This is a genomic window from Pyxidicoccus sp. M6 (genome assembly GCF_055568925.1).
This window is the reverse complement of record NZ_CM145714.1, coordinates 6,062,705-6,081,308: the sequence shown is the minus strand read 5'-3', so window position 1 is coordinate 6,081,308 and position 18,604 is coordinate 6,062,705. Positions and strand designations below refer to the sequence as shown.

The window sequence follows — 18,604 nt, the reverse complement described above, 5'->3', positions numbered from 1 at the left end:
CACCGCCAGCCTCGCACATCATCGAAAGGGGTCGTCATGCATCGCTTCGCCTCGACCATCACCCTGTCCCTCGCGCTCACGCTCCCCTTCGCGGGCCAGGCCACCTCCGACGAATGCCGCCAGCACACGCAGGATGCCAAGGAGTACGAACGCCGGGCGGACGCCTCGGAGGACCTCATCGCCACGCTGAAGGCTTCGCAGGACCGCACGTCCGAGGCACGCAAGGAGGCTGAGAAGCTCGACCTGGACGACGTCGAGGACAAGACGCGCGATGCGGCGAAAGCCCTCTCCAGGGCCCTCGATGAAGCGACCGAGGCGCACAAGCGCTTCCAGGAGATGCAGAGGCATTCGGAGCGATTGCGCGACGCGGCCTGCAAGCGTTGACGCGGCCCATCCAGGCAGGTGCTGGGCGTAAATGCCACCGCCCTCCGCGTGCCACTCCAAGCCTGGCATTCGCAGAAGAAGGCTGGTGCCGTGAAGCGCCATCCGCTGGGGCGGACCGGAGTGGACAGGGACGTGCTAGACAAATGCCCATGAGTCTTTCTCGATGGTGGGCTGGATTGGGTCTGGCATTCCTGGTGACGGGTTGTGGCGGGAGCCGGAGCAACTCCAAGGTGGACTTCTCCAAGATGGGACCGTCCATGAACTCCAAGCGCTATGCGAACCTGGAGAAGCTCGCCGCTCAGGACCTCAACTGTTCCGAGGAGCTGGTACCCACCTATCTCGGTGAGAACCAGTACCAACTGAGCGGCTGCGGTGCCGTGGGCACCTATGAGCTGCGCTGCATCATGGGGCAGTGCTCCTGGGTGCCCGACGTGAAGGCTCGCGCGGAGTTCGATCTGGGCTGTCCGAGGGCGCAGCTCGACACGAAGCGGATTGACAAGTACACGGCGGGCGTCACGGGCTGCGGCAAACGCGCCACCTACCGCCTGCTCGGCTCGCGTTACTCCTTGAGCTGGACCCTGAACTCCCAGGTGACGCAGGACGAGGCAACGCCCACGGCGGGTGAGGCCCCCCTCTAAAGCCAGGGCAACCGGACAGAAAAAAGCCCTGCTTCCAGTGCTTGGGAAGCAGGGCGAGTGACCCCGACAGGAATCGAACCTGTGGCCTGCGGTTTAGGAAACCGCCGCTCTATCCAACTGAGCTACGGGGTCGGCTGCGGGGCGGTTTACAGCAAGCGGCCCCGGGCGCGCAACGAACTCGAAGCCCGCTCCTGCACGGACTGTGATTCGAGCGTCCTCCTGACAGCTACCCGACGGAGTGAGAGGCCGCCCCGTCCCTCCGGGCGGCCCCCACCCTCTTCTACGCCTTCAGCACCCGCCCCAGCCGGGCCACGGCCTCTTCAATCCGCGCAGGCTCGCAGTTGCTGAAGTTCAGCCGCATGCAGTGCGCGGCGGACCTTCCCCCCGCCACCGAGAACGCCTGCCCGGGCAGGTACGCCACCTTCTCCGTCTCCAGCGCCTTCGCGAGCAGCGCCGTGGTGTCCGCCCCTTCCGGCAGCTCCACCCAGACGAACATGCCGCTCGTCGGTTTCGTCCACGTCGCGCCCTTGGGCATGTGCGCGTCCAGCGCCTTCAGGAGCGCGTCCCGCCGCGTCCGGTACTCCTGGCGCAGCTGTGTCAGGTGCCCCTCCAGCTTCCCCGAGTCCAGGAACGACAGGACGATGCGCTGGGTGAACGTGGCCGTGTCGATGTCGCTCGACTCCTTCACCGTGGCCAGCCGGAACACCATCTGCTCCGGCACCACCACCCAGCCCACGCGCAGGGCCGGCGCGAGAATCTTCGAGAACGAGCCCACGTAGTACACCCACCGCTCATCCAGCGCGCGCAGCGGCGGCAGCACCGTGTCCTCGTACTGGAGGAACCCGTACGCGTCGTCCTCGATGATGGGCAGCTTGTAGTCGCGCGCCAGCTTCACCAGCCGCTCGCGCGCCTCCATCGCCATGCTCGTGCCCAGCGGGTTGTGCCCGTCGCTCATCGTGTACAGGAACGCCGGCCGCTCGCCCGACTTCAGCACCGCCTCCACCGCGTCCAAGTCCAGACCCGTGCGCGAGTCCCGCCGCACCGGCAGCCGCTTCGCCTGGTACGGCTCCAGCACCTGCTGGAAGCCCGAGTACACCCGGTCCTCCAGCATCACCGACTGGCCGGGCTCCAGCATCAGCCGCACCAGGAGGTTCATCCCCTGCTGCGCGCCCGTCGTCAGGAACACCTGCTGCGGCGAGCACTTCACGCCGCGCTTCTCCATCATCCGCACGACGTGCTCGCGCAACGGCTGCAGCGTCGCCGAGTACTGCAGCGCCCCACCCTGCTCCGCCAGGACGCGCGCCGCCGCCTGCCCCATGCCTTCCGTGGGGAACAATTCGGCGGCCGGCAGCCCCAGGGCCAACGAGAAGACGCCGGGTTTGGTGATGTTCTGCAGCATGTCCTGCATGGCGGACGGCGCAATCCGCCGTGCCCAGGACGCCAGGGGAAGCTCAGGGGTGTTCATCGGGGACGACATGGTTCAGGGCCTCCGGGCCTGCTCACGCTCCACCGCTTCGGACAACGCCCGGATGTTGGCTCCGCCAAACCCGCGCGCCTCCTTGCGCTGGATGACTTCGAAGAAAAGGGTGCGCCGGGCGGGAAGTCCTCCACCTGGTCAACTTCCCTGAAATACCTGCGTTCCCACGAAGCTGGGGTCGCATGATACTTCATTGAGAGATGAACATTCCAGATGGGGCGGACTGTCTTGAAACCCCGCCCTCGTGGGTAGTTCCCGACTTCGTGCCGGGAGGACGGCTCAGTGCGTCGTCATGAAGTTGAAGGCATCCTGGGCCAGGGCCTTGGGCACCGCGTGGGGGCCGTCGAACTCGCGGTAGTCCACCGAGTAGTCCTCCTCGCGGAGCTCCTTGGTGATGAGGCGGCCTCCCGTTTCGATGGGCAGCACCTGGTCCTGGGTGCCGTGGGAGATGAACACGTGGGGCTTGCCGCGCAGCTCGGACGCGGCGACGAAGCCGGGTGAGAAGGCGGTGATGCGGCGGAAGAGCTCGCCGTTGGTGAGGCCCACGGACAGCGCGTAGCTCGCGCCGTCGGAGAAGCCGCAGATGGAGACGCGCTCCGGGTCGATGGAGTACTCGCGGAACACGCGCTTGAGCCCGAGCTCGATGTGCGCCAGGTCCACGTTGTACCGGCCGAACGCAATCATGTCCCACGAGCCGGCCACGGACTTGGGCGCCATCACCAGCGTGCCGTTGGCCTTCGCCTCCTCCTTCATGATGGTCAGGATGGACTCGGGCGTGCCGCCGGCGCCGTGCAGCAGCACCACCACCGGCGCGGGCGTGTCGGGGTTGTAGCTATCCGGCACCAGCAGGATGCCGGTGCCGCCATCCGGCTTGCTCGGGTCCAGGGGCAGCTCTCCACGCAGCGAGGACGGCTCGGTGGGCGGCGTCGCTCGCAACGCGATGGCCGCCGAGCCGAAGCGCGTCTCCGTGAGGTGCGTCGGCTCGCTGCAGCCCGTCATGGCCGCCAGCAGCACCAGGACTGCCCCGGCGGCACCTCGGTGGAACGTCGCGCACGTTGTCTTCATCCGTGGGAACCCCCTGTGAGGCGCGGTGTGTCTCACGCGGGAAACGCGGAAACAACCGGAACCATATCGAACACGGACACTCACGCGCACGGCACCTACACCGCCCCTGTCCCCGTCCCCCCACCCGTGCTTGTGGGCGGAAATCCGTGTATCAACCGAGCTTCGCTGCTCGCGTAGCCCGCTGACTAATCAAGCCTCGCCTGGAGTCTGTGATGCTGGACCGCCCGATGTACCTCAAGCCGAACGTCGCCATCGAGCCGCTCTACAACCAGTGGTACGTCTGGTGGTACCTGCTGTCGCCGGCGACGGCGCCGCTGTTCGTGACGAACCTGCACCTGAAGCTGATGCAGTCCTTCGTGGCCAACCCGGACGTCCACGTGGCGGCGCTCAAGAACCCGATGCTGATGGGCGGGCCCTTCATCAACCACCCGGCCTCGCGCGTGCCGCAGGTGAAGGAGCTGCTGGAGCGCACCCAGCGCGAGCAGGCGCACATGCTCGCGTACACCAAGGCGATGGCCGAGCTCGAGCAGCTCATGGCGCCCAACAACGGCGGCTCGCTGGAGTCGCTCTACCCCAAGGTGCCGGACATCCTCCGCGGCTACGTGGAGCTGACGTACGACCTGGCCCACCGCGCCAGCGCGCGCGTCATCGAGCCGCTGCTGTACCGCAGCAAGTTCCACCAGGAGTCCTCGCAGAGCGTGACGCTCAACATGGTGGACGGCGACTGGCGCCCGTACATCTTCAGCACGCCGCGCCTGGAGGAGGACTCGCCGCTGTGGCTGAAGGTGCCCTTCAAGCACGAGGGCCTGGACGAGCTGTTCCGCATGCGCCACACCGCCGGCTCCCCGGGCCGCGTGGCGGAGATGCTGGGCGTGCCCGCCAGCGCCTCGGCCGCCTTCGCCAACCTCTTCACGGAGACCGCGCCGCGCCGCGCGGAGCGCTACACCGGTGAGGGCGTGCGCGTGCGCTACTTCGGCCACGCCTGCGTGCTGCTGGAGACGAAGGACGTGAGCATCCTCACGGACCCCGTCATCAGCTACGAGTTCCCCACGGACCTGCCGCGCTTCACGCACTCGGACCTGCCCGAGAAGATCGACTACGTCCTCATCACCCACGGCCACGCCGACCACCTGATGATGGAGACGCTGCTCCAGCTCCGTCACCGCGTGGGCACCATCATCGTCCCGCGCAACAACGGCAACTCGCTGGCGGACCCGTCGCTGCGTCTGATGCTGCACCACACCGGCTTCAAGAACGTGGTGGAGATCGACGACCTGCAGGAGATTCCCGTGCCGGGCGGCTCCATCACCGGCCTGCCCTTCATGGGCGAGCACAGCGACCTCGCCATCCAGGCCAAGACGGCACACCTGGTGCGGCTGGGCGGCAAGTCCATGCTGATGGCGGCGGACTCGAACGCGATTGAGCCGCGCCTCTACCAGTACCTGCGCGACATCATCGGCACCATCGACGTGCTCTTCCTCGGCATGGAGTGCGAGGGCGGCCCGATGAGCTGGATGTACGGCCCGCTGCTCAGCAACCCGCTGCCGCGCAAGATGGACCAGGCGCGCCGGCTCAACGGCTCGGACTCCGCGCGCGCCTCCGAAATCACCAACTACCTGGCGCCCAAGGAGGTCTACGTCTACGCCATGGGCCAGGAGCCGTGGCTGCGCCACGTGATGATTCTCGTGTACGACGACAAGGCCCCGCAGATGGTCGAGTCGAACAAGTTCCTCGAGTTCTGCAAGGGCAAGGGCATCCAGGCCGAGCGCCCCTACGTGCGGATGGAGCGCATCCTCAAGTAGCTCTCGCAAAAGAGGCGCTCCTCCGTGTGGATGGAGCGCCTCCGTGAGTCGTTCAGCGCGGGTAACGGACGGCGGCCTTTACCGAGGCCGCCGTCACACCTGCCAGCTCAAGCCGCCGCGGCGGAAGGCAGCAGGTCGCGCTTGCGCAGCATGTCCAGCACGCGCTCCAGGCCCGCATCCACCGGCTCCGCGTCCGAGCGCACGGTGGCCTCGGGGGACTCCGGCGCCTCATACGGGTCCGACACGCCGGTGAAGTGGGGAATCTCCCCGGCGAGCGCCTTCTTGTAGAGGCCCTTCACGTCGCGGGCGATGAGCGCGTCCAGGCTGGCCTGGATGTAGACCTCGAGGAAGGGAATGCCCTTCGCCGCGGCCATGCGGCGCACCTCGTCGCGCGAGCTCCGGTAGGGAGAAATCGCGGCGACGATGACGCCCACGCCGTGCCGCGCGAGCAGCAGCGCCACGTTGCCGATGCGCCGCACGTTCTCCTCGCGGTCCTCGCGCGAGAAGCCCAGGCCGCGCGACAGCCACGTGCGCACCTCGTCACCGTCCAGCAACTCCACCGGCCGCACGCCGTCCAGCCGCGCCTGCAGCGCGCGCGACAGCGTGCTCTTGCCCGCGCCAGACATACCCGTCAGCCAGAGGATGAATCCCGAGTTCTGCCGCATCGTCGTTCACCTCAAACCGCGGGGCCGTTGATCATCCCGGCACCCACCGTGGCGTTGGTCGCCTCGTCGATGAGGATGAAGCTGCCGGTGTGGCGATTGCGCCGGTACTCGTCGAAGAACAGGGGGACGGTGGTGCGCAACGTCACCCGGCCAATCTCGTTCAGCTTGAGCTGCGCGCTGCCCTCGTCCCGGTGGAGCGTATTCACATCCAGCCGGTAGTGGAGCTGGTTGATCTTCGCCCGCGCCAGGCGCGTGGTGTGCTTGATGGCCAGCCGCGCGCCGGGCTGCAGCACGGTGTTCTCCGACAGCCAGCACACCATCGCGTCGATGTCCTGGCCCGCCAGCGGCGGGTTGCCCGGGCGGCAGATCATGTCGCCGCGGCTGATGTCCAGCTCCTCGGCCAGCGACACGTTGACGGACATGGGCGGGAAGGCCTCGTCCAGCTTCTTCCCGGCGAGCTCGATGTCGCGGATGGTGGTGGTGAACCCGGAGGGCATCACCATGACCTCGTCACCCGGACGCAGCACGCCGCCCAGCACCTGCCCCGCGTACGCGCGGTAGTCGTGGTACTTCGCGGACATGGGGCGGATGACGCTCTGGACCGGGAAGCGCACGTGGATGAGGTTCCGGTCGGACGCGATGTGCACGTTCTCCAGGTGGTGCAGGAGCGTGGGGCCCTCGTACCAGGGCATCTTCTCCGAGCGCGACACCACGTTGTCCCCGCCCAGCGCGGAGATGGGGATGAACGTGAGGTCCTGCACGTCCAGCTTCATGGAGAACTTGCGGAACTCCTCGCGGATGCCGTCGAAGACGGCCTGGTCGAAGCCCACCAGGTCCATCTTGTTGATGCACAGCACCAGGTGCGGCACGCGCAGCAGCGACGCGATGAACGCGTGGCGGCGCGTCTGCTCCAGCACGCCCTTGCGCGCATCCACGAGGATGAGCGCGAGGTCCGCCGTGGAGGCGCCCGTCACCATGTTGCGCGTGTACTGCAGGTGTCCCGGCGTGTCCGCGATGATGAACTTGCGCTTCACCGTCGAGAAGTAGCGGTACGCCACGTCGATGGTGATGCCCTGCTCGCGCTCGGCCTTCAGGCCGTCCAGCAGCAGCGCCAGGTTGACGTACTCGTCGCCCCGGGCGCGGCTGGTGCGCTCCACGGCGGCCAGCTGGTCCTCGAGGATGGATTTGGTGTCATAGAGCAGCCGGCCAATCAGGGTGCTCTTTCCGTCATCGACGGAGCCCGCGGTCGCGAAACGAAGCAGTTCCACTAGAAGTAACCCTCACGCTTGCGGTCTTCCATCGCCGTCTCGCTGAACTTGTCGTCGGCACGGCTGGCGCCGCGCTCGGTGACGCGCGAGGCGCGAATCTCATTGACGACCTGCTCCACCGTGGTGGCCGAGGACTCGACGCACGCGGTGCAGGTCATGTCGCCCACGGTGCGGAAGCGCACCTCGGCGGTGATGACCTCCTCACCCGGCAGCATCTGCAGGAAGGGCGACCACGCCATCAGCATGCCGTCGCGGCGGAACACCTCGCGCCGGTGGCTGTAGTAGATGGACGGCAGCGCCACCTTCTCCTGGTCGATGTATTGCCAGATGTCCAGCTCGGTCCAGTTGGACAGCGGGAAGACGCGCAGGTGCTCACCGCGGCGGTGGCGCGCGTTGTAGAGGCTCCAGAGCTCCGGGCGCTGGTTCTTCGGGTCCCACTGCCCGAACTCGTCGCGGAAGGAGAACACGCGCTCCTTGGCGCGGGCCTTCTCCTCGTCGCGCCGGGCGCCGCCGAAGACGGCGTTGAACTGGTGCTTTTCAATCGCCTCCAGCAGCGGCACCGTCTGCGCGCGGTTGCGCGAGGCGCGCGGGCCCTTCTCCTCGGCCACCCTGCCGGCGTCGATGGCTTCCTGCACGGACGCGACGATGAGCCGCGCACCCAGTTCCGCGACGCGCGCGTCGCGGTACTGGATGACTTCCGGGAAGTTATGCCCGGTGTCCACGTGCATCAGCGGGAAGGGCAGCGGCGCCGGCGCGAACGCCTTCACCGCCAGGTGCAGCATCACCGCCGAGTCCTTGCCTCCGGAGAACAGGAGCACCGGGCGATCAAGCTCGGCCACCACCTCGCGGATGATGAAGATGGACTCGGCTTCCAGGGCCTCGAGATGTGACAGCTCGTAACTCACGAGGGAGCAAGCTAGCACAGCTATCCGTCAGCCCGGCCAGCCCCCTATTTCCCGTGACACTTGATACATCGGATGCACCAGCTCGAAGCACGACGTCCCGGGTGGGAGTGCAACGGGCGCGGGCTCACGCGCAGTGTGGGTTTGGAGCAGACTGTCCCCGAGGTGGCCCATGGACGCGCGGTATTTGGCGTGGCGCATCGAGCACGCGCAGGCGGAGCAGGTGGACCAGACGCCCCTGCCGGGGCGTGTCGGGCGGCCCTCGCTGCACGTGGCGGGTGGGCGTGCCATCTACACCGGGCCCCGCGCGCTGTTCTCCGTCGCGCTGGGCGTGGGGCTGAAGGGCACGGTGAGCGCGGCGGACGTGGACCGGATGGAGGCGCTGCTGGGCCAGGGCGGCGGCGCGGTGCGCATCGAGCTGAATCCCTTCGCGGACCCGTCGCTGGGCCAGGAGCTGGCGAAGCGCCGCTACGCCGTGGAGTCGTTCCAGCTCGTCTGGTGGCGCCAGCCGGGCGAGGTGCCTCCACCTCCGCCGGGCGTGACGGTGCGGCCCATCCTCGCGGGCGAGGAGCGCGCCTGGGCGGGCCTCTTCTTCCACGCCTACGCGGGACGGCCCGCGACGGCGGAGGTGGAGCTGCTCGGCGGGCTCAACCTCACGCGCGCGCCCTGCAACACGTGCTTCTTCGCGTGCGTGGACGGAGAGCCCCGGGGCGTGGGCGTGGTGTCCGCGACGGAGGGCGTGGCACTGCTGTCGGGAGATGGTGTGCCTCCGCCCTACCGCGGACGGGCCCTGCAGCTCGCGCTCATCCATGGCCGGCTGACGTGGGCGGCCGAGCGGGGCTGTGACGTGGCCACCGCGTCCACGGAGCCCTCCACCGCCTCTCAGCGCAGCTACGAGAAGGCGGGGTTTCGCTGCGCGTACCCGAAGCTCATCATGGTGCGCCCGGCCCCGGGGACTTGACCCGTTTTCCATGCCCGTGCGACAGAGCCATCAAGCCATGCCAAGTCCGACCTCCCCGAGCCCGAGTAGCCCTGACCGCTGGTTCCCGACGCGCAAGCCGCTGCCCGAGCCACGCATGCGGCTGTTCTGCTTCCCGTTCGCCGGAGGCAGCGCGGCCATCTACAAGAACTGGGTCGACGCCCTGTCGCCCATGGGCGTGGAGGTGTGCGCGGTGCAGCTCCCCGGCCGCGAGCGGCGGCTGATGGAGAAGCCCCTCGACAACCTGCCGGCGCTGGTGGACGCGCTGCTTCCCGTGCTCGCGCCGCTGCTGGACAGGCCCTTCGCCTTCTTCGGCTACAGCATGGGCTCGCGCATCTCCCTGGAGCTGACGCGCCGCCTGCACGTGCGCAACGGCCCCATGCCGCGAGGCCTCCTCCTGGCCGCCGCCGGCCCGCCGCGCGCGAATGACCGCGAGCCCATCCACCACCTGCCCGAGGCGCAGTTCATCGACCACCTGCGCAAGTACGACGGCACGCCGGAGGAAATCCTCCAGCACAAGGAGCTGCTGGAGCTGCTCCTGCCCACGCTGCGAGCGGACTTCGCGCTGGCCTGGTGGGAGAACGGCAACCACCCGGTGAAGCTCAACGTGCCCATCTCCGTCATGGGCGCGGTGGGCGACGCGCACGTCCCCGTGGAGAAGCTGGAAACGTGGCGCGAGGAGACGTCCAGCCCCCACTTCCAGGTCCGCCACTTCCCCGGCGGCCACTTCTTCATCCACCAGCAGCAGAGCGCCATCCTCACCGCGGTGCGCGAGGACCTCGGGCGCTGGATGGCTCCGTCGCCCTGAAGTCCCCTGCCGTGCCTACGCCGCCTGGATTCGGGGCGGCGTGGTGTCCCCGGCCAGCGGCACGGTGAACTGCCAGCGCACGCTCAGCGGCAGGCCCCGCGCCCGCCGCAGGGCCACCGCCGCCTGGTGCCGCTCGGACGGCTTGATTTGGACGAACTGCCACGCGTCCGGCTCGTCGCGCATGCGCGGGTCGAAGGAGATGCGCGGCGACGTCCCCGGCTCCAGGTGGAAGGCGAACTGCTCCAGCGGCAGCGACAGGCCCGCGCCGCGAGCCTTGATGTAGGCCTCCTTCAGCGTCCAGTACTCGAAGAAGCGCGCGCGGTGGCGCTCCTGTGGCAGGCCGCGCAGCGTGGCCACCTCCGTGGGCGCGAAGTAGTGGTCGGCGATCTCCACCGTCTCCCCGGGCCGTTCCGCGTCCTCCACGTCCGCGCCCAGCTCCGCACCCGTGCCCACCGCCACCAGGGCCATGCCGTCCGTGTGGGAGAGGTTGAAGCGCAGCTTCGGGCCCCACTCGCCCTGAATCTCCGGCCGCCCATACGCGTTGGTCGCGAAGGTCCACGCGGTGGGCGCCACCGGCGCGTAGCGTGAGAGCGTCAGCCGCACCAGCGCGTGACTCACCAGGTACTGCCGCTGGTGGCGCTCGAAGCGGAAGCGGCGCTGCTTCTCCTTCTCGCCCGCGTCCAGCAGGTTCCAGTACGCGTCCAGGAGCTTCCGGTCATCGATGCGCTCCGGCTCCACAATCCATACGTGGACCTCTTCCGGCCGCAGCTCCAGGAGGTTCGAGACATTCGACATGCCCCACATCTACCACGCCGTCATCCGGCCCGCGTAGGCTGTGGGGTGGCCCGGACACGTCCCGAAGGGCCGGGGGGAAAGAACCATGGACCTGACTGCCGCGACGAAGAAGCTGGAGACGCTGCGCGACCTCATGGCCGGCCACACGGATGCCGCAGAGGAGCGCCGCATCCTGGAGCTGCTCACCGGAGCCAGCGCCGCGGAGCTCAACTTCCTGCTGAGCAACGTGGACCTGGAGGCACTGCTCGAGGACGTGGATGACCGCCTGGTCGGTCCGGCCAACCACACCGCCCTGCTGGAGCTCTTGTGCGTCCGGCGTGCAGGCGAGCTGTCCCTCCCCGTGCGCGCCAGCCTGGTGACGGCGTTGCAGGTGGGCGCCACGCCGTCGGACGCGGAGCGCCACATCCGGGAGCTGTTCCTCGGGCTGCACGGCCGCGAGCTGACGGCCTTCAAGAACCTGCTCGACGCGGGCGGCAACCACCAGGACCTGGAGAAGCTCGTCTTCGACGACGTGGATGACCCGGGCGTGCGCGAGGAAATCCTCGCCCACATCCGCCACGAGGCCGAGGCCACGCCCAGCGGTGAGAACAAGGTCCTCAGCGACATCGACGACACGTTCTACGCCAACCTCAAGGACCGGCGTTACCCGTCGAAGACGGTGTACCCGGGCGTGATCGCCTTCTACGCCGAGCTGGACCGCGGGCCCGGCATCATGCCCGGCCGCAACGGAGACCTCACCTTCGTCACCGCGCGGCCCATGGACGCGCTGGGCGTGGTGGAGAACATGACGCTGGACACCCTGCGCGAGCGCGGCGTCCCTCCGCCCGCGGTGCTCTCCGGCAGCTTCGCCAACCTCATCGGCAACTCGCGCATCGCCGACAAGAAGTTCGACAACTTCACGCGCTACCTCCGCCTCTTCCCCGAGTACGGCTTCGTCTTCGTGGGCGACAGCGGCCAGGGCGACGTGGAGTTCGGAGAGCGGATGCTCGTGGCGGCCCCGCACTCGGTGCACGCCGTCTTCATCCACGACGTGGTGGACACGCCGGAGGCCACGCGCCAGTCCTGGCGCGCGAAGCGCATCTTCTTCTTCGACACCTACGTGGGCGCCGCGGTGGAGGCCTTCCAGGTGGGAGTCATTGCCCGCGACGGCGTGGCGCGCATCGCCCGCGCCGCGCAGGAGTCCATCGCCGGCATCGCCTTCACCTCGCCTGGTCAGCGCGAGGCACGCCTCTTCGAGTTGGAGAGGGATTTGAAGCGCGCGGCCGCCATCACCGCCGTACCTGCGGCAGCGGCACGCTGATACCCAGCTCCAGCGACAAGTCGAAGGTCAGGTCGGGCGACGTGCTGCCCACCTGCTTCACCATGACGGCGATGGTGTTTTCTCCCTGCACGAAGACGTCTGGAGCCAGGGCCGCCATCGCGGTCGAGTTCTCCGAGCCCGCGTTGGCGTACTTCGCGTGCGCGGTGCCATTCGCCGCCACGTTGCGGTAGAGCACCGGCGTGCCGTTGACGTACACGACGAGGCCATCGTCGTAGAGCACGTTGAGCGTGGCGCTCGTCACGGGACCGGACACGGCAATCTTCTTTCGGAAGTACACGCTCGTCTGAGACGGGAGGGTGCGCGTGAGCACCGTCGTCTCGTCCCCGTCGCCATAGCCGAGCTGGCCCGCGCCGGACAGCCACGCGCTGTCGTCGTACCCCGCGGACGTCCACGTCGCGCCCGGGTCCTGTCCGTTGTCCCGGAACTTCCACGTGGAGCGCCAGGGGATGGGCGTCTCGCGTCGCACGTTGGAGAGGGTGAAGACGGCGTTGCTCACGTCCATCGGTGCGCCGCCTCCGGCGCGGGAAACGCGCACCAGTGCCTGCGACGTCGACACGTTCGGCACCCGCCACACATGCGCTCCCGTATTCACCACGTTGGAGGCGATGGGCGCCCAGTGGGCACCGCCGTCCACTGACAGCGCCAGGTCCACCGCGGACACGTTGCCGCTGGTGTTCCACCGGATGTGGGTGGACGCGCCGACGAGCAGACTCTCGCCGCCGTTGGGCGATACCAGCGTGAGCGTGTCCGGCGGAGGCCCCTCGCTGCCCAGCTCCGCCTCCAGCCCCAGCGCGAAGGTGAGGTCCGCCGACGTGCCGCTCGCCTGCTTCACCACCACGGAGATGACGTTGTCCCCCACCACGAAGGGGTTGCCCGACAGCGGCACCGTGGCGCGGTCGAACTCGTTGCTCGTCGAGGCGGACGCGTACGCACCGAAGGCCACGCCGTTGCCCAGGTTCTTCGCGTACACGGGAACGCCGTTGACCCACACGCCGATGCCGTCGTCGAAGAGCACCTCCAATTGCGCGCGCGTCACAGGCTTGTCGAGCGTGAGGTGCTTGCGGAAGTACACCGAGGGCTGGGCCGGCGACGTGCGCGTCAGCAGCGTGCCCTCGTCCCCATCCCCGTAGCCGAGCTGCCCGGGGCCGGAGGGCCACGACGAGTCGACATAGTCCCGGAGAATCCAATCCGAGCCGATGTCCACGTTCCGGGCGTCGTACTTCCACACGTCGCTGAAGGAGATGAGGCGCTCGAGCTTCGGGGTCACCAGCGCCACCGTGACCATCTTCCCCACCGACGGCACGCCCCGGTCATCCACCAGGAACAACATGTACGGCCCCGGAGGTGCGTCCACGTTGGTGGCAGGCGAGGTGACGGTGAGCCCGTCCGCCGTCGGGGTGAAGCCCAGCGTGAGGAAGCGCTGCCCCTGGTCCATGGCGTGCGTGGACGAGCCCAGGCCAATGAGCGTCACCTTGCGGATGGACGCCGCCTCCGGCGAGGAAACGCTGAAGCTCTTCCCCGGCTCGATGAGGCCGGGCGCCGAGGCGATGGTGGGGCGCGAGCCCTTGAAGAGATACGGCGGCGAGAAGACCTCCATCGTCTTCACGTTGCGGCCACCGCCGTGCAGCACGCGCCCGTCCGGCAACAGCAGCGACGTGGCGTGGTAGCCATGGAAGTCGCTCGCGGAGGCCCACTTCGTCCACTTCTCCGTCGCGGGGTTGTAGACCTCCGCGTACTTCACCGCGCCGGAGGCGGTGTTGAAGCCGCTGGCGCTGGAGCCGCCGGTGATGAGCACCGTGCCGTCCGGGAGCATGGTGGCATTGGCCTGCCGCCGGGGCAGCGACATGGACGCGGTGTAGCGCCACGCCGGCTTTGCCTGGTTGAGGTCGATGATTTCCGCGGTGGCCGTGGGTGGGTCCCCGCCGCCGAGAATCATCACCTTCCCGTCGAAGTACACCGCCGGGCCGTAGGTGCGCCCGCCGAAGAGGCTGCGGCCGTACTCCCACCACGTGCCCGTGCCGCGCCAGTCCAGGAACAGGGTGGCGCGCCGGGGCGCGGCGAAGAAGAGCCGCCCGTTGGGCGCCACGAACATGCGCGGGTAGTAGGGCAGCTCACGAACCGCGGTGGACAAATCCCGCAGCGAGCTGGGTGTCCCGCTGTCCGGCCCGCCGAGCTGGAACACCTGCACGAGCTGGTTGATCATCCCAGGGCCGTGCGACTCCCCGGAGAGGATGGCCACGTCGCCGTTGGGCAGCGTGGTGTTGGTGGGGTACCAGCGGTAGTCATTCATCTCGGGCATCTCGGAGCCGCTGAGCCAGGTGTCGTTCTCCGCGTCGTAGATGCTCGTGTGCGACAGCCCCACGTGCGAATCGCTGTGTCCGCCCGTCACCAGCAGCCGGCCATCGCCGAGGAACGAATGCCCCGAGCAGAAGATGTTGTACGCGGGCCGGGCCGCGGACTGGCGCGTGTTGGTGGCGGGGTCCCACAGCACCGGCGGCCCCCTGCCCTCCTCGAACTCGCCGAAGACGAACACCTTGCCGTTGGGGAGGAGGCTGGCGTGGGTGGCGGAGATGGGCCAGGCCCCCAGGTACGTCCACTGTCCGACGTCGGAAGGAGCCTGTCCGCGCGCCGCGCCACTGACCAACAGCGCACACGCCCACAGCCACACCGCGAACGCTCGCGGTGCCCTCAATCCTGATCCTGATGACATGGCTCTCCCCAGGCGGAGCACCGCCGGAAGTCCGGTGGCTGAACCTGAGGGGCCCCGGGTCCACCGGCATCCCCGGCGCCAGTCGCAAGTCCTGCCTTGAAGGTGACGGGCTGAAGGCGAGGGCGCTGCTCACTCCTCGTCAATCCACCTGTACACGTGGGCAGTTGGCGGCGAGAGGCGCCCCGCCAACCTTCCGGTCGCTCATCTCGGGGGCAGCGAGGGCGGGGCGCCTTCGTGGGGAAGGAGCTCGCAGGCGTGACGGGGAGTTGGACCTAGATGGAGCTCTTTCCCATTCATCTGCTGTTCATCGTCGTGCTGATGAACCGCTACATCCTCGGTCCGTTCCTGCGGCGCATGCGCGGCGATCGGTTCGACCGGGTCGATGACACGTACCGGCCGCGCGTGGCCATCGTCATTCCCCTCTTCAACGAGGGGAAGGGCATCTTCCACGCCGTCCGCAGCCTGCTGGAGCAGGACTACCCGCATGAGCTGCTCCAGATTGTCGTGGTGGATGACTGCTCCAAGGACGACAGCTACGCCTGGGCGCTGAAGGCCGCGGAGGGACACCCCAACGTCCTCGTGATGCGCAACCCGGAGAACATGGGCAAGCGCAAGGGCATCAACCGGGGCGTGAAGGCCGCCGTGGACGCGGAAATCATCGTCTCGGTGGACTCGGACGTCATCGTGGACAAGTCCGCCGTCCGACAGTTGGTGCGGCGCTTCACCAGCCCGCGCATCGGCGCCGTGGGCGGCCGCACCTTCGTGACGAACCGTCACCAGAACTGGCTGACGCGGATGATTGAAATCAAGTTCCACTTCGCCCAGGAGTGGCTGAAGGATTTGGAGCGCAGCTTCCGGCAGGTGATGTGCCTGACGGGCTGCCTCACCGCGTACCGCCGCCACGTCATGCTGGAGCTGGAGCCCATCCTCGAGGCGCGCTCCATCGCCGGCGTTCCCATCAAGTACGGCGAGGACCGGTTCCTCACGCGGCAGATCGTCAAGCACAACTACGAGACCGTCTACACGCTGGACGCGTTCTGCTTCACCGCCGCGCCCGCGACGCTGGCCGGGTACTTCTCGCAGCAGCTGCGGTGGCGGCGCTCCAACCTGGTGGACCTGCTGGGCGGCCTGTCCCACGCGTGGCGGCTGCACCCCGTCATCACCGTCCACTACGTGTCGCAGCTCGCGCTGTTGCTCTCGTACCCGGTGGTCATCGTGCACAACGTCATCAACGGTGAGTTCTGGGACATCCTTGCCTTCCACTTCCTCGTCATCGGCCTGCTGGGAATCATCTACCGCATCGAGACCCGGCACCTCCCGGAGGACCGGCGCGTGCATGGCGCGAGCTTCCTTCCCATGGGGCTGCTCATGCCGGTGACCTACGCGCTCTTCACTCCGCTCGCGCTGCTCACGCTGGACTCGGGGAGCTGGGAGACGCGGGGCAGTCCCAGTGTCGCGCCAGCCACGTCGCCCGCGAACGACAGCAGCAGCCTTCCTCGCACCCAGGCTGGTGAGGGCTCACATCCATGAACCAACGCGTCGCCAACAAAATCAACTCCGTCGTGGTGTCGGCCTACAAGTTCATGGGCTCGGTGCTGCTGGCGTTGATCCTGCTCGGGCTCCTCTCCTTCCTCACCGTACAGGGCTTCTTCATGGTGAGCCGGAGCTGGGTGACGCCCACGGTGATTTCGCCCACCGACGCGGAAATCCTCTCCCTCAGCACGCAGGTGGCGGCGCAGACGTCCGCGAGGGACCACGTGCTCTCGGAGCGGCGCGCGGTGGAGGACCGCATCGCGGACACGGAGCGCACCATCGCCGCGGAGCGCTCGTTCCAGCAGCGCTTCCGGGTGGCGCTGAATGGCGAGCGGGCCTCGCGCGAGCGCGTGTCCCGGCGCCTCTCCGCGCTGCGGCGTGAGTTCGGGCTCGCGCGCGCGGAAATCGTCCAGTCCAACCGCGCCTTCTCCGGGCTGACGCGCGTGCGCACGGACGCGCTGTTCGGCGCGCGCCTGCTGGAGCAGGAGGACAAGCTCACCATCAACCACCACCTGGCGCAGCTCGCGCAGAGCAACCTGTCGCTGGCGCAGAGCTCGGTGGACATCGAGACGAAGCTGGACTCGCTCCAGCGGGAGATGGCGGGCCTGTCGGCGGTGCAGAAGGGGCTGGGCCAGGAGTCCTCGGCGGACGGCATGACGACGGACGTGCTGCTGCTGGAGCGCGAGTTCACCCACTCCACGCTGGAGCTGGCTCGCGCCGAGGCCACCCTCAGGAGCCTGAAGCAGGACCTGAAGGCGCTGGACGACGTGGCCCTGCGGTACGAGACGTTGATTGCCTCGCTGCGCTCGTCGCCGTACCTGCGGGCCATCGAGAAGGACCTCACGGTGGCCTTCGTCCCCTACGAGAACCTGAGCCACGCCGAGCAGGGCACGCCGCTGTATGCCTGCGCGGCGAAGCTGTTCTGGTGCCGAGAGGTGGGCGTGACGGGGAAGGTGCTGGAGGGCGAGGTCTCCCTCAAGCACCCCATCCGGCAGTACATGATCCGGGGCGTAATGGTGGAAATCCAGCTCTCGGACTCGCCGTCCGCACGAGAGGATTTGCTGCACCTGGGCAGTCCTCCGATGCTGCTCTGATGGCATCGCCTCCTGGAGGTGGAGACGGTTTATGCGGATGATGCTCACTGGCGGTGCGCTGCTGGCCCTGGTCGCGCGCACCGCGCTGGCGCAGTCGGCGCCTCCGCCCGAAGCCGAGGGCGCGGCCAGGCTGGAGGACCGGGCCAGCGGCTATTGCGACTTCGTGCGCGGCGTGGCGGACGCGGAGTCGGTATTGGAGCTGGCTCCGGAGCTGTACACCAGCTTCGGCGTGGTGAACGCGGGCGAGTCGAGCGGCGGCAGTGCGCTGGGCAAGCCGAAGCCACGGCTGACGGCCGGCGTCAGCTACGACTTCGTGGGGCTGTACCGGGGCGCGACGCTCCGCAAGCGCGCGGAGGCGGACTGCCGCCGGCAGCGCGCCATGGCCCTGCTCGAGGCCGCCGTCCACCAGGGCCCCGGGCTGGGCGAGGATGCCGCGCTGGAGGCCCGAGCCCGCGTGCTCCAGGAGTCACTGCCCCGCGCTGAGGAGCTCGTCGCGGCGCTGCGCAACGATTTGCGTGAGGGGCGCTCGACGCTGGAGGAGCTGAACGCGGTGCAGGTGCGGCTCGACGGTTTGCGCGAGCTGGCCACGAACACCGCGCTCGCCCGCGAGAAGCTCGCGGGCCGGCCCCAGTTGGCGGGGGGCCAGCGGCTGGAGGCGCTGCTGGAGGAGATGCGCGCCGCGGATGACGAGCTGGAGTCGTACTCCGGTGGCTTGCGCCGGGCGGAGGCCTGGGAGCTGAGCGTGCGCGGCGGCTACGACGAGGTCTTCGACGTGGAGCAGAGCGTCCCGTTGTCGGGGCAGCTCCTGCTCACCTACAACCTGGGCCACCTGTGGCAGGGCTCGGCCAACGCGCGCGCGAGGGAGGGCCGTCGCCGTGCGTCGCTCCAGGACGTGTCCGGTGTGTCCCAGCGCGTGGCGGAGCTGATGGCGGAGCTGCGCGCGAGGCATCGCACGGAGGAAGGCCGCCTGCGCGAGGTGTCCACGCTGGTGGCGGACCTGGAGGGGCAGCTCCGTGAGGTGGAGGCGCTGCGGACGCGCGAGGTCCGACGCTTCCGCGACTACCTGCTGCTGGAGCTGACGCGACTGCGCGCGGAGCAGGCCTACCTGCGCGCGCATGTGGACTCGCTCGGCTCGCTCGTTGGAGCCGGAAAGCCGTGACACC

The 18,604-nt window shown here is 68.5% G+C and carries 16 protein-coding genes and 1 tRNA gene; 9 read left to right on the top strand and 8 right to left on the bottom strand.

The window, feature by feature from the left end; all coding sequences use genetic code 11:
- Positions 1 to 36 precede the first annotated feature (36 nt).
- Together ACVTJA_RS24365 and ACVTJA_RS24360 are read left to right on the top strand one after the other, a co-directional pair.
- The gene (locus tag ACVTJA_RS24365; protein ID WP_465839571.1) at positions 37 to 384 is read left to right on the top strand and encodes a hypothetical protein; all 348 of its coding nucleotides are present in this window, start codon (positions 37 to 39) and stop codon (positions 382 to 384) included.
- Positions 385 to 560: 176 nt separating this feature from the next.
- Positions 561 to 1,022: a hypothetical protein gene (locus ACVTJA_RS24360; RefSeq protein WP_465839570.1), complete on the top strand. Its 462-nt coding sequence runs from the start codon at positions 561 to 563 to the stop codon at positions 1,020 to 1,022.
- A gap of 58 nt (positions 1,023 to 1,080) precedes the next feature.
- On the opposite strand, the gene ACVTJA_RS24355 is transcribed toward ACVTJA_RS24360, so the two are convergent.
- From ACVTJA_RS24355 to ACVTJA_RS24345, 3 genes are all read right to left on the bottom strand, one after another.
- Positions 1,081 to 1,154, bottom strand: a tRNA-Arg gene (locus ACVTJA_RS24355).
- A 148-nt stretch (positions 1,155 to 1,302) separates the two neighbouring features.
- On the bottom strand, positions 1,303 to 2,499 hold the full coding sequence (locus ACVTJA_RS24350) for an aminotransferase-like domain-containing protein (protein ID WP_465839568.1): 1,197 nt from the start codon (positions 2,497 to 2,499) through the stop codon (positions 1,303 to 1,305).
- 279 nt (positions 2,500 to 2,778) lie between these two features.
- A complete protein-coding gene (locus ACVTJA_RS24345; protein WP_465839567.1) occupies positions 2,779 to 3,564 on the bottom strand; it encodes an alpha/beta hydrolase in 786 nt (261 codons plus the stop codon).
- A gap of 212 nt (positions 3,565 to 3,776) precedes the next feature.
- Here ACVTJA_RS24345 and ACVTJA_RS24340 point away from each other — a divergent pair, with 212 nt between their 5' ends.
- Entirely contained in the window at positions 3,777 to 5,366 is a 1,590-nt protein-coding gene (locus tag ACVTJA_RS24340; RefSeq protein ID WP_465839565.1) for an MBL fold metallo-hydrolase, read from the top strand.
- Between the two features lie 107 nt (positions 5,367 to 5,473).
- Here the strand turns inward: ACVTJA_RS24340 and cysC are convergent, their stop codons facing one another.
- The 3 genes from cysC to cysD are packed head-to-tail and all read right to left on the bottom strand — an operon-like array spanning position 5,474 to position 8,204.
- Positions 5,474 to 6,031, bottom strand: coding sequence for an adenylyl-sulfate kinase (gene cysC / locus ACVTJA_RS24335; protein ID WP_465839563.1), 558 nt, complete (start codon positions 6,029 to 6,031; stop codon positions 5,474 to 5,476).
- 11 nt (positions 6,032 to 6,042) lie between these two features.
- The gene (locus tag ACVTJA_RS24330) at positions 6,043 to 7,299 is read right to left on the bottom strand and encodes a sulfate adenylyltransferase subunit 1 (RefSeq protein WP_465839562.1); all 1,257 of its coding nucleotides are present in this window, start codon (positions 7,297 to 7,299) and stop codon (positions 6,043 to 6,045) included.
- On the bottom strand, positions 7,299 to 8,204 hold the full coding sequence (gene cysD, locus ACVTJA_RS24325; protein WP_465839560.1) for a sulfate adenylyltransferase subunit CysD: 906 nt from the start codon (positions 8,202 to 8,204) through the stop codon (positions 7,299 to 7,301). Before cysD ends, ACVTJA_RS24330 begins: the two co-directional genes overlap by 1 nt.
- A gap of 169 nt (positions 8,205 to 8,373) precedes the next feature.
- Here cysD and ACVTJA_RS24320 point away from each other — a divergent pair, with 169 nt between their 5' ends.
- Together ACVTJA_RS24320 and ACVTJA_RS24315 are read left to right on the top strand one after the other, a co-directional pair.
- A complete protein-coding gene (locus tag ACVTJA_RS24320; RefSeq protein ID WP_465839559.1) occupies positions 8,374 to 9,162 on the top strand; it encodes a GNAT family N-acetyltransferase in 789 nt (262 codons plus the stop codon).
- Positions 9,163 to 9,277: 115 nt separating this feature from the next.
- Positions 9,278 to 9,988, top strand: a complete 711-nt coding sequence (locus ACVTJA_RS24315; RefSeq protein ID WP_465839557.1) for a thioesterase II family protein — start codon at positions 9,278 to 9,280, stop codon at positions 9,986 to 9,988.
- Between the two features lie 15 nt (positions 9,989 to 10,003).
- Here ACVTJA_RS24315 and ACVTJA_RS24310 read toward each other — a convergent pair whose 3' ends face one another.
- Positions 10,004 to 10,783 (bottom strand): 4'-phosphopantetheinyl transferase family protein, encoded by a 780-nt coding sequence (locus ACVTJA_RS24310; RefSeq protein ID WP_465839555.1) that lies wholly within the window; start codon positions 10,781 to 10,783, stop codon positions 10,004 to 10,006.
- A gap of 85 nt (positions 10,784 to 10,868) precedes the next feature.
- Here ACVTJA_RS24310 and ACVTJA_RS24305 point away from each other — a divergent pair, with 85 nt between their 5' ends.
- Entirely contained in the window at positions 10,869 to 12,083 is a 1,215-nt protein-coding gene (locus tag ACVTJA_RS24305) for a phosphatase domain-containing protein (RefSeq protein ID WP_465839554.1), read from the top strand.
- On the opposite strand, the gene ACVTJA_RS24300 is transcribed toward ACVTJA_RS24305, so the two are convergent.
- Positions 12,052 to 14,796, bottom strand: coding sequence for a galactose oxidase-like domain-containing protein (locus ACVTJA_RS24300; RefSeq protein WP_465839553.1), 2,745 nt, complete (start codon positions 14,794 to 14,796; stop codon positions 12,052 to 12,054). The two genes, ACVTJA_RS24305 and ACVTJA_RS24300, sit on opposite strands and share 32 nt — an antisense overlap.
- A gap of 294 nt (positions 14,797 to 15,090) precedes the next feature.
- Between ACVTJA_RS24300 and ACVTJA_RS24295 the strand changes: the two genes are divergently transcribed.
- From ACVTJA_RS24295 to ACVTJA_RS24285, 3 genes are read left to right on the top strand one after another with little or no spacing between them, the layout of a single operon-like run.
- The gene (locus tag ACVTJA_RS24295; protein WP_465839551.1) at positions 15,091 to 16,344 is read left to right on the top strand and encodes a glycosyltransferase family 2 protein; all 1,254 of its coding nucleotides are present in this window, start codon (positions 15,091 to 15,093) and stop codon (positions 16,342 to 16,344) included.
- Positions 16,341 to 17,441 carry a hypothetical protein gene (locus ACVTJA_RS24290; protein WP_465839550.1) on the top strand — a complete coding sequence of 367 codons (1,101 nt, stop codon included), beginning with the start codon at positions 16,341 to 16,343 and terminating at the stop codon, positions 17,439 to 17,441. Before ACVTJA_RS24295 ends, ACVTJA_RS24290 begins: the two co-directional genes overlap by 4 nt.
- Positions 17,442 to 17,472: 31 nt before the next feature.
- The gene (locus ACVTJA_RS24285) at positions 17,473 to 18,600 is read left to right on the top strand and encodes a hypothetical protein (RefSeq protein ID WP_465839549.1); all 1,128 of its coding nucleotides are present in this window, start codon (positions 17,473 to 17,475) and stop codon (positions 18,598 to 18,600) included.
- Positions 18,601 to 18,604 lie beyond the last annotated feature (4 nt).

Bases quoted from the DNA above. Each gene is read 5' to 3' on its own strand.
- ACVTJA_RS24340 (WP_465839565.1), top strand. From the start codon at position 3,777: ATGCTGGACCGCCCGATGTACCTCAAGCCGAACGTCGCCATCGAGCCG.
- cysC (WP_465839563.1), bottom strand. From the start codon at position 6,031: ATGCGGCAGAACTCGGGATTCATCCTCTGGCTGACGGGTATGTCTGGC.
- ACVTJA_RS24290 (WP_465839550.1), top strand. From the start codon at position 16,341: ATGAACCAACGCGTCGCCAACAAAATCAACTCCGTCGTGGTGTCGGCC.
- ACVTJA_RS24295 (WP_465839551.1), top strand. From the start codon at position 15,091: ATGGAGCTCTTTCCCATTCATCTGCTGTTCATCGTCGTGCTGATGAAC.
- ACVTJA_RS24315 (WP_465839557.1), top strand. From the start codon at position 9,278: ATGCGGCTGTTCTGCTTCCCGTTCGCCGGAGGCAGCGCGGCCATCTAC.
- ACVTJA_RS24305 (WP_465839554.1), top strand. From the start codon at position 10,869: ATGGACCTGACTGCCGCGACGAAGAAGCTGGAGACGCTGCGCGACCTC.
- ACVTJA_RS24320 (WP_465839559.1), top strand. From the start codon at position 8,374: ATGGACGCGCGGTATTTGGCGTGGCGCATCGAGCACGCGCAGGCGGAG.
- ACVTJA_RS24350 (WP_465839568.1), bottom strand. From the start codon at position 2,499: ATGTCGTCCCCGATGAACACCCCTGAGCTTCCCCTGGCGTCCTGGGCA.
- ACVTJA_RS24365 (WP_465839571.1), top strand. From the start codon at position 37: ATGCATCGCTTCGCCTCGACCATCACCCTGTCCCTCGCGCTCACGCTC.
- ACVTJA_RS24285 (WP_465839549.1), top strand. From the start codon at position 17,473: ATGCGGATGATGCTCACTGGCGGTGCGCTGCTGGCCCTGGTCGCGCGC.
- ACVTJA_RS24310 (WP_465839555.1), bottom strand. From the start codon at position 10,783: ATGTCGAATGTCTCGAACCTCCTGGAGCTGCGGCCGGAAGAGGTCCAC.
- ACVTJA_RS24345 (WP_465839567.1), bottom strand. From the start codon at position 3,564: ATGAAGACAACGTGCGCGACGTTCCACCGAGGTGCCGCCGGGGCAGTC.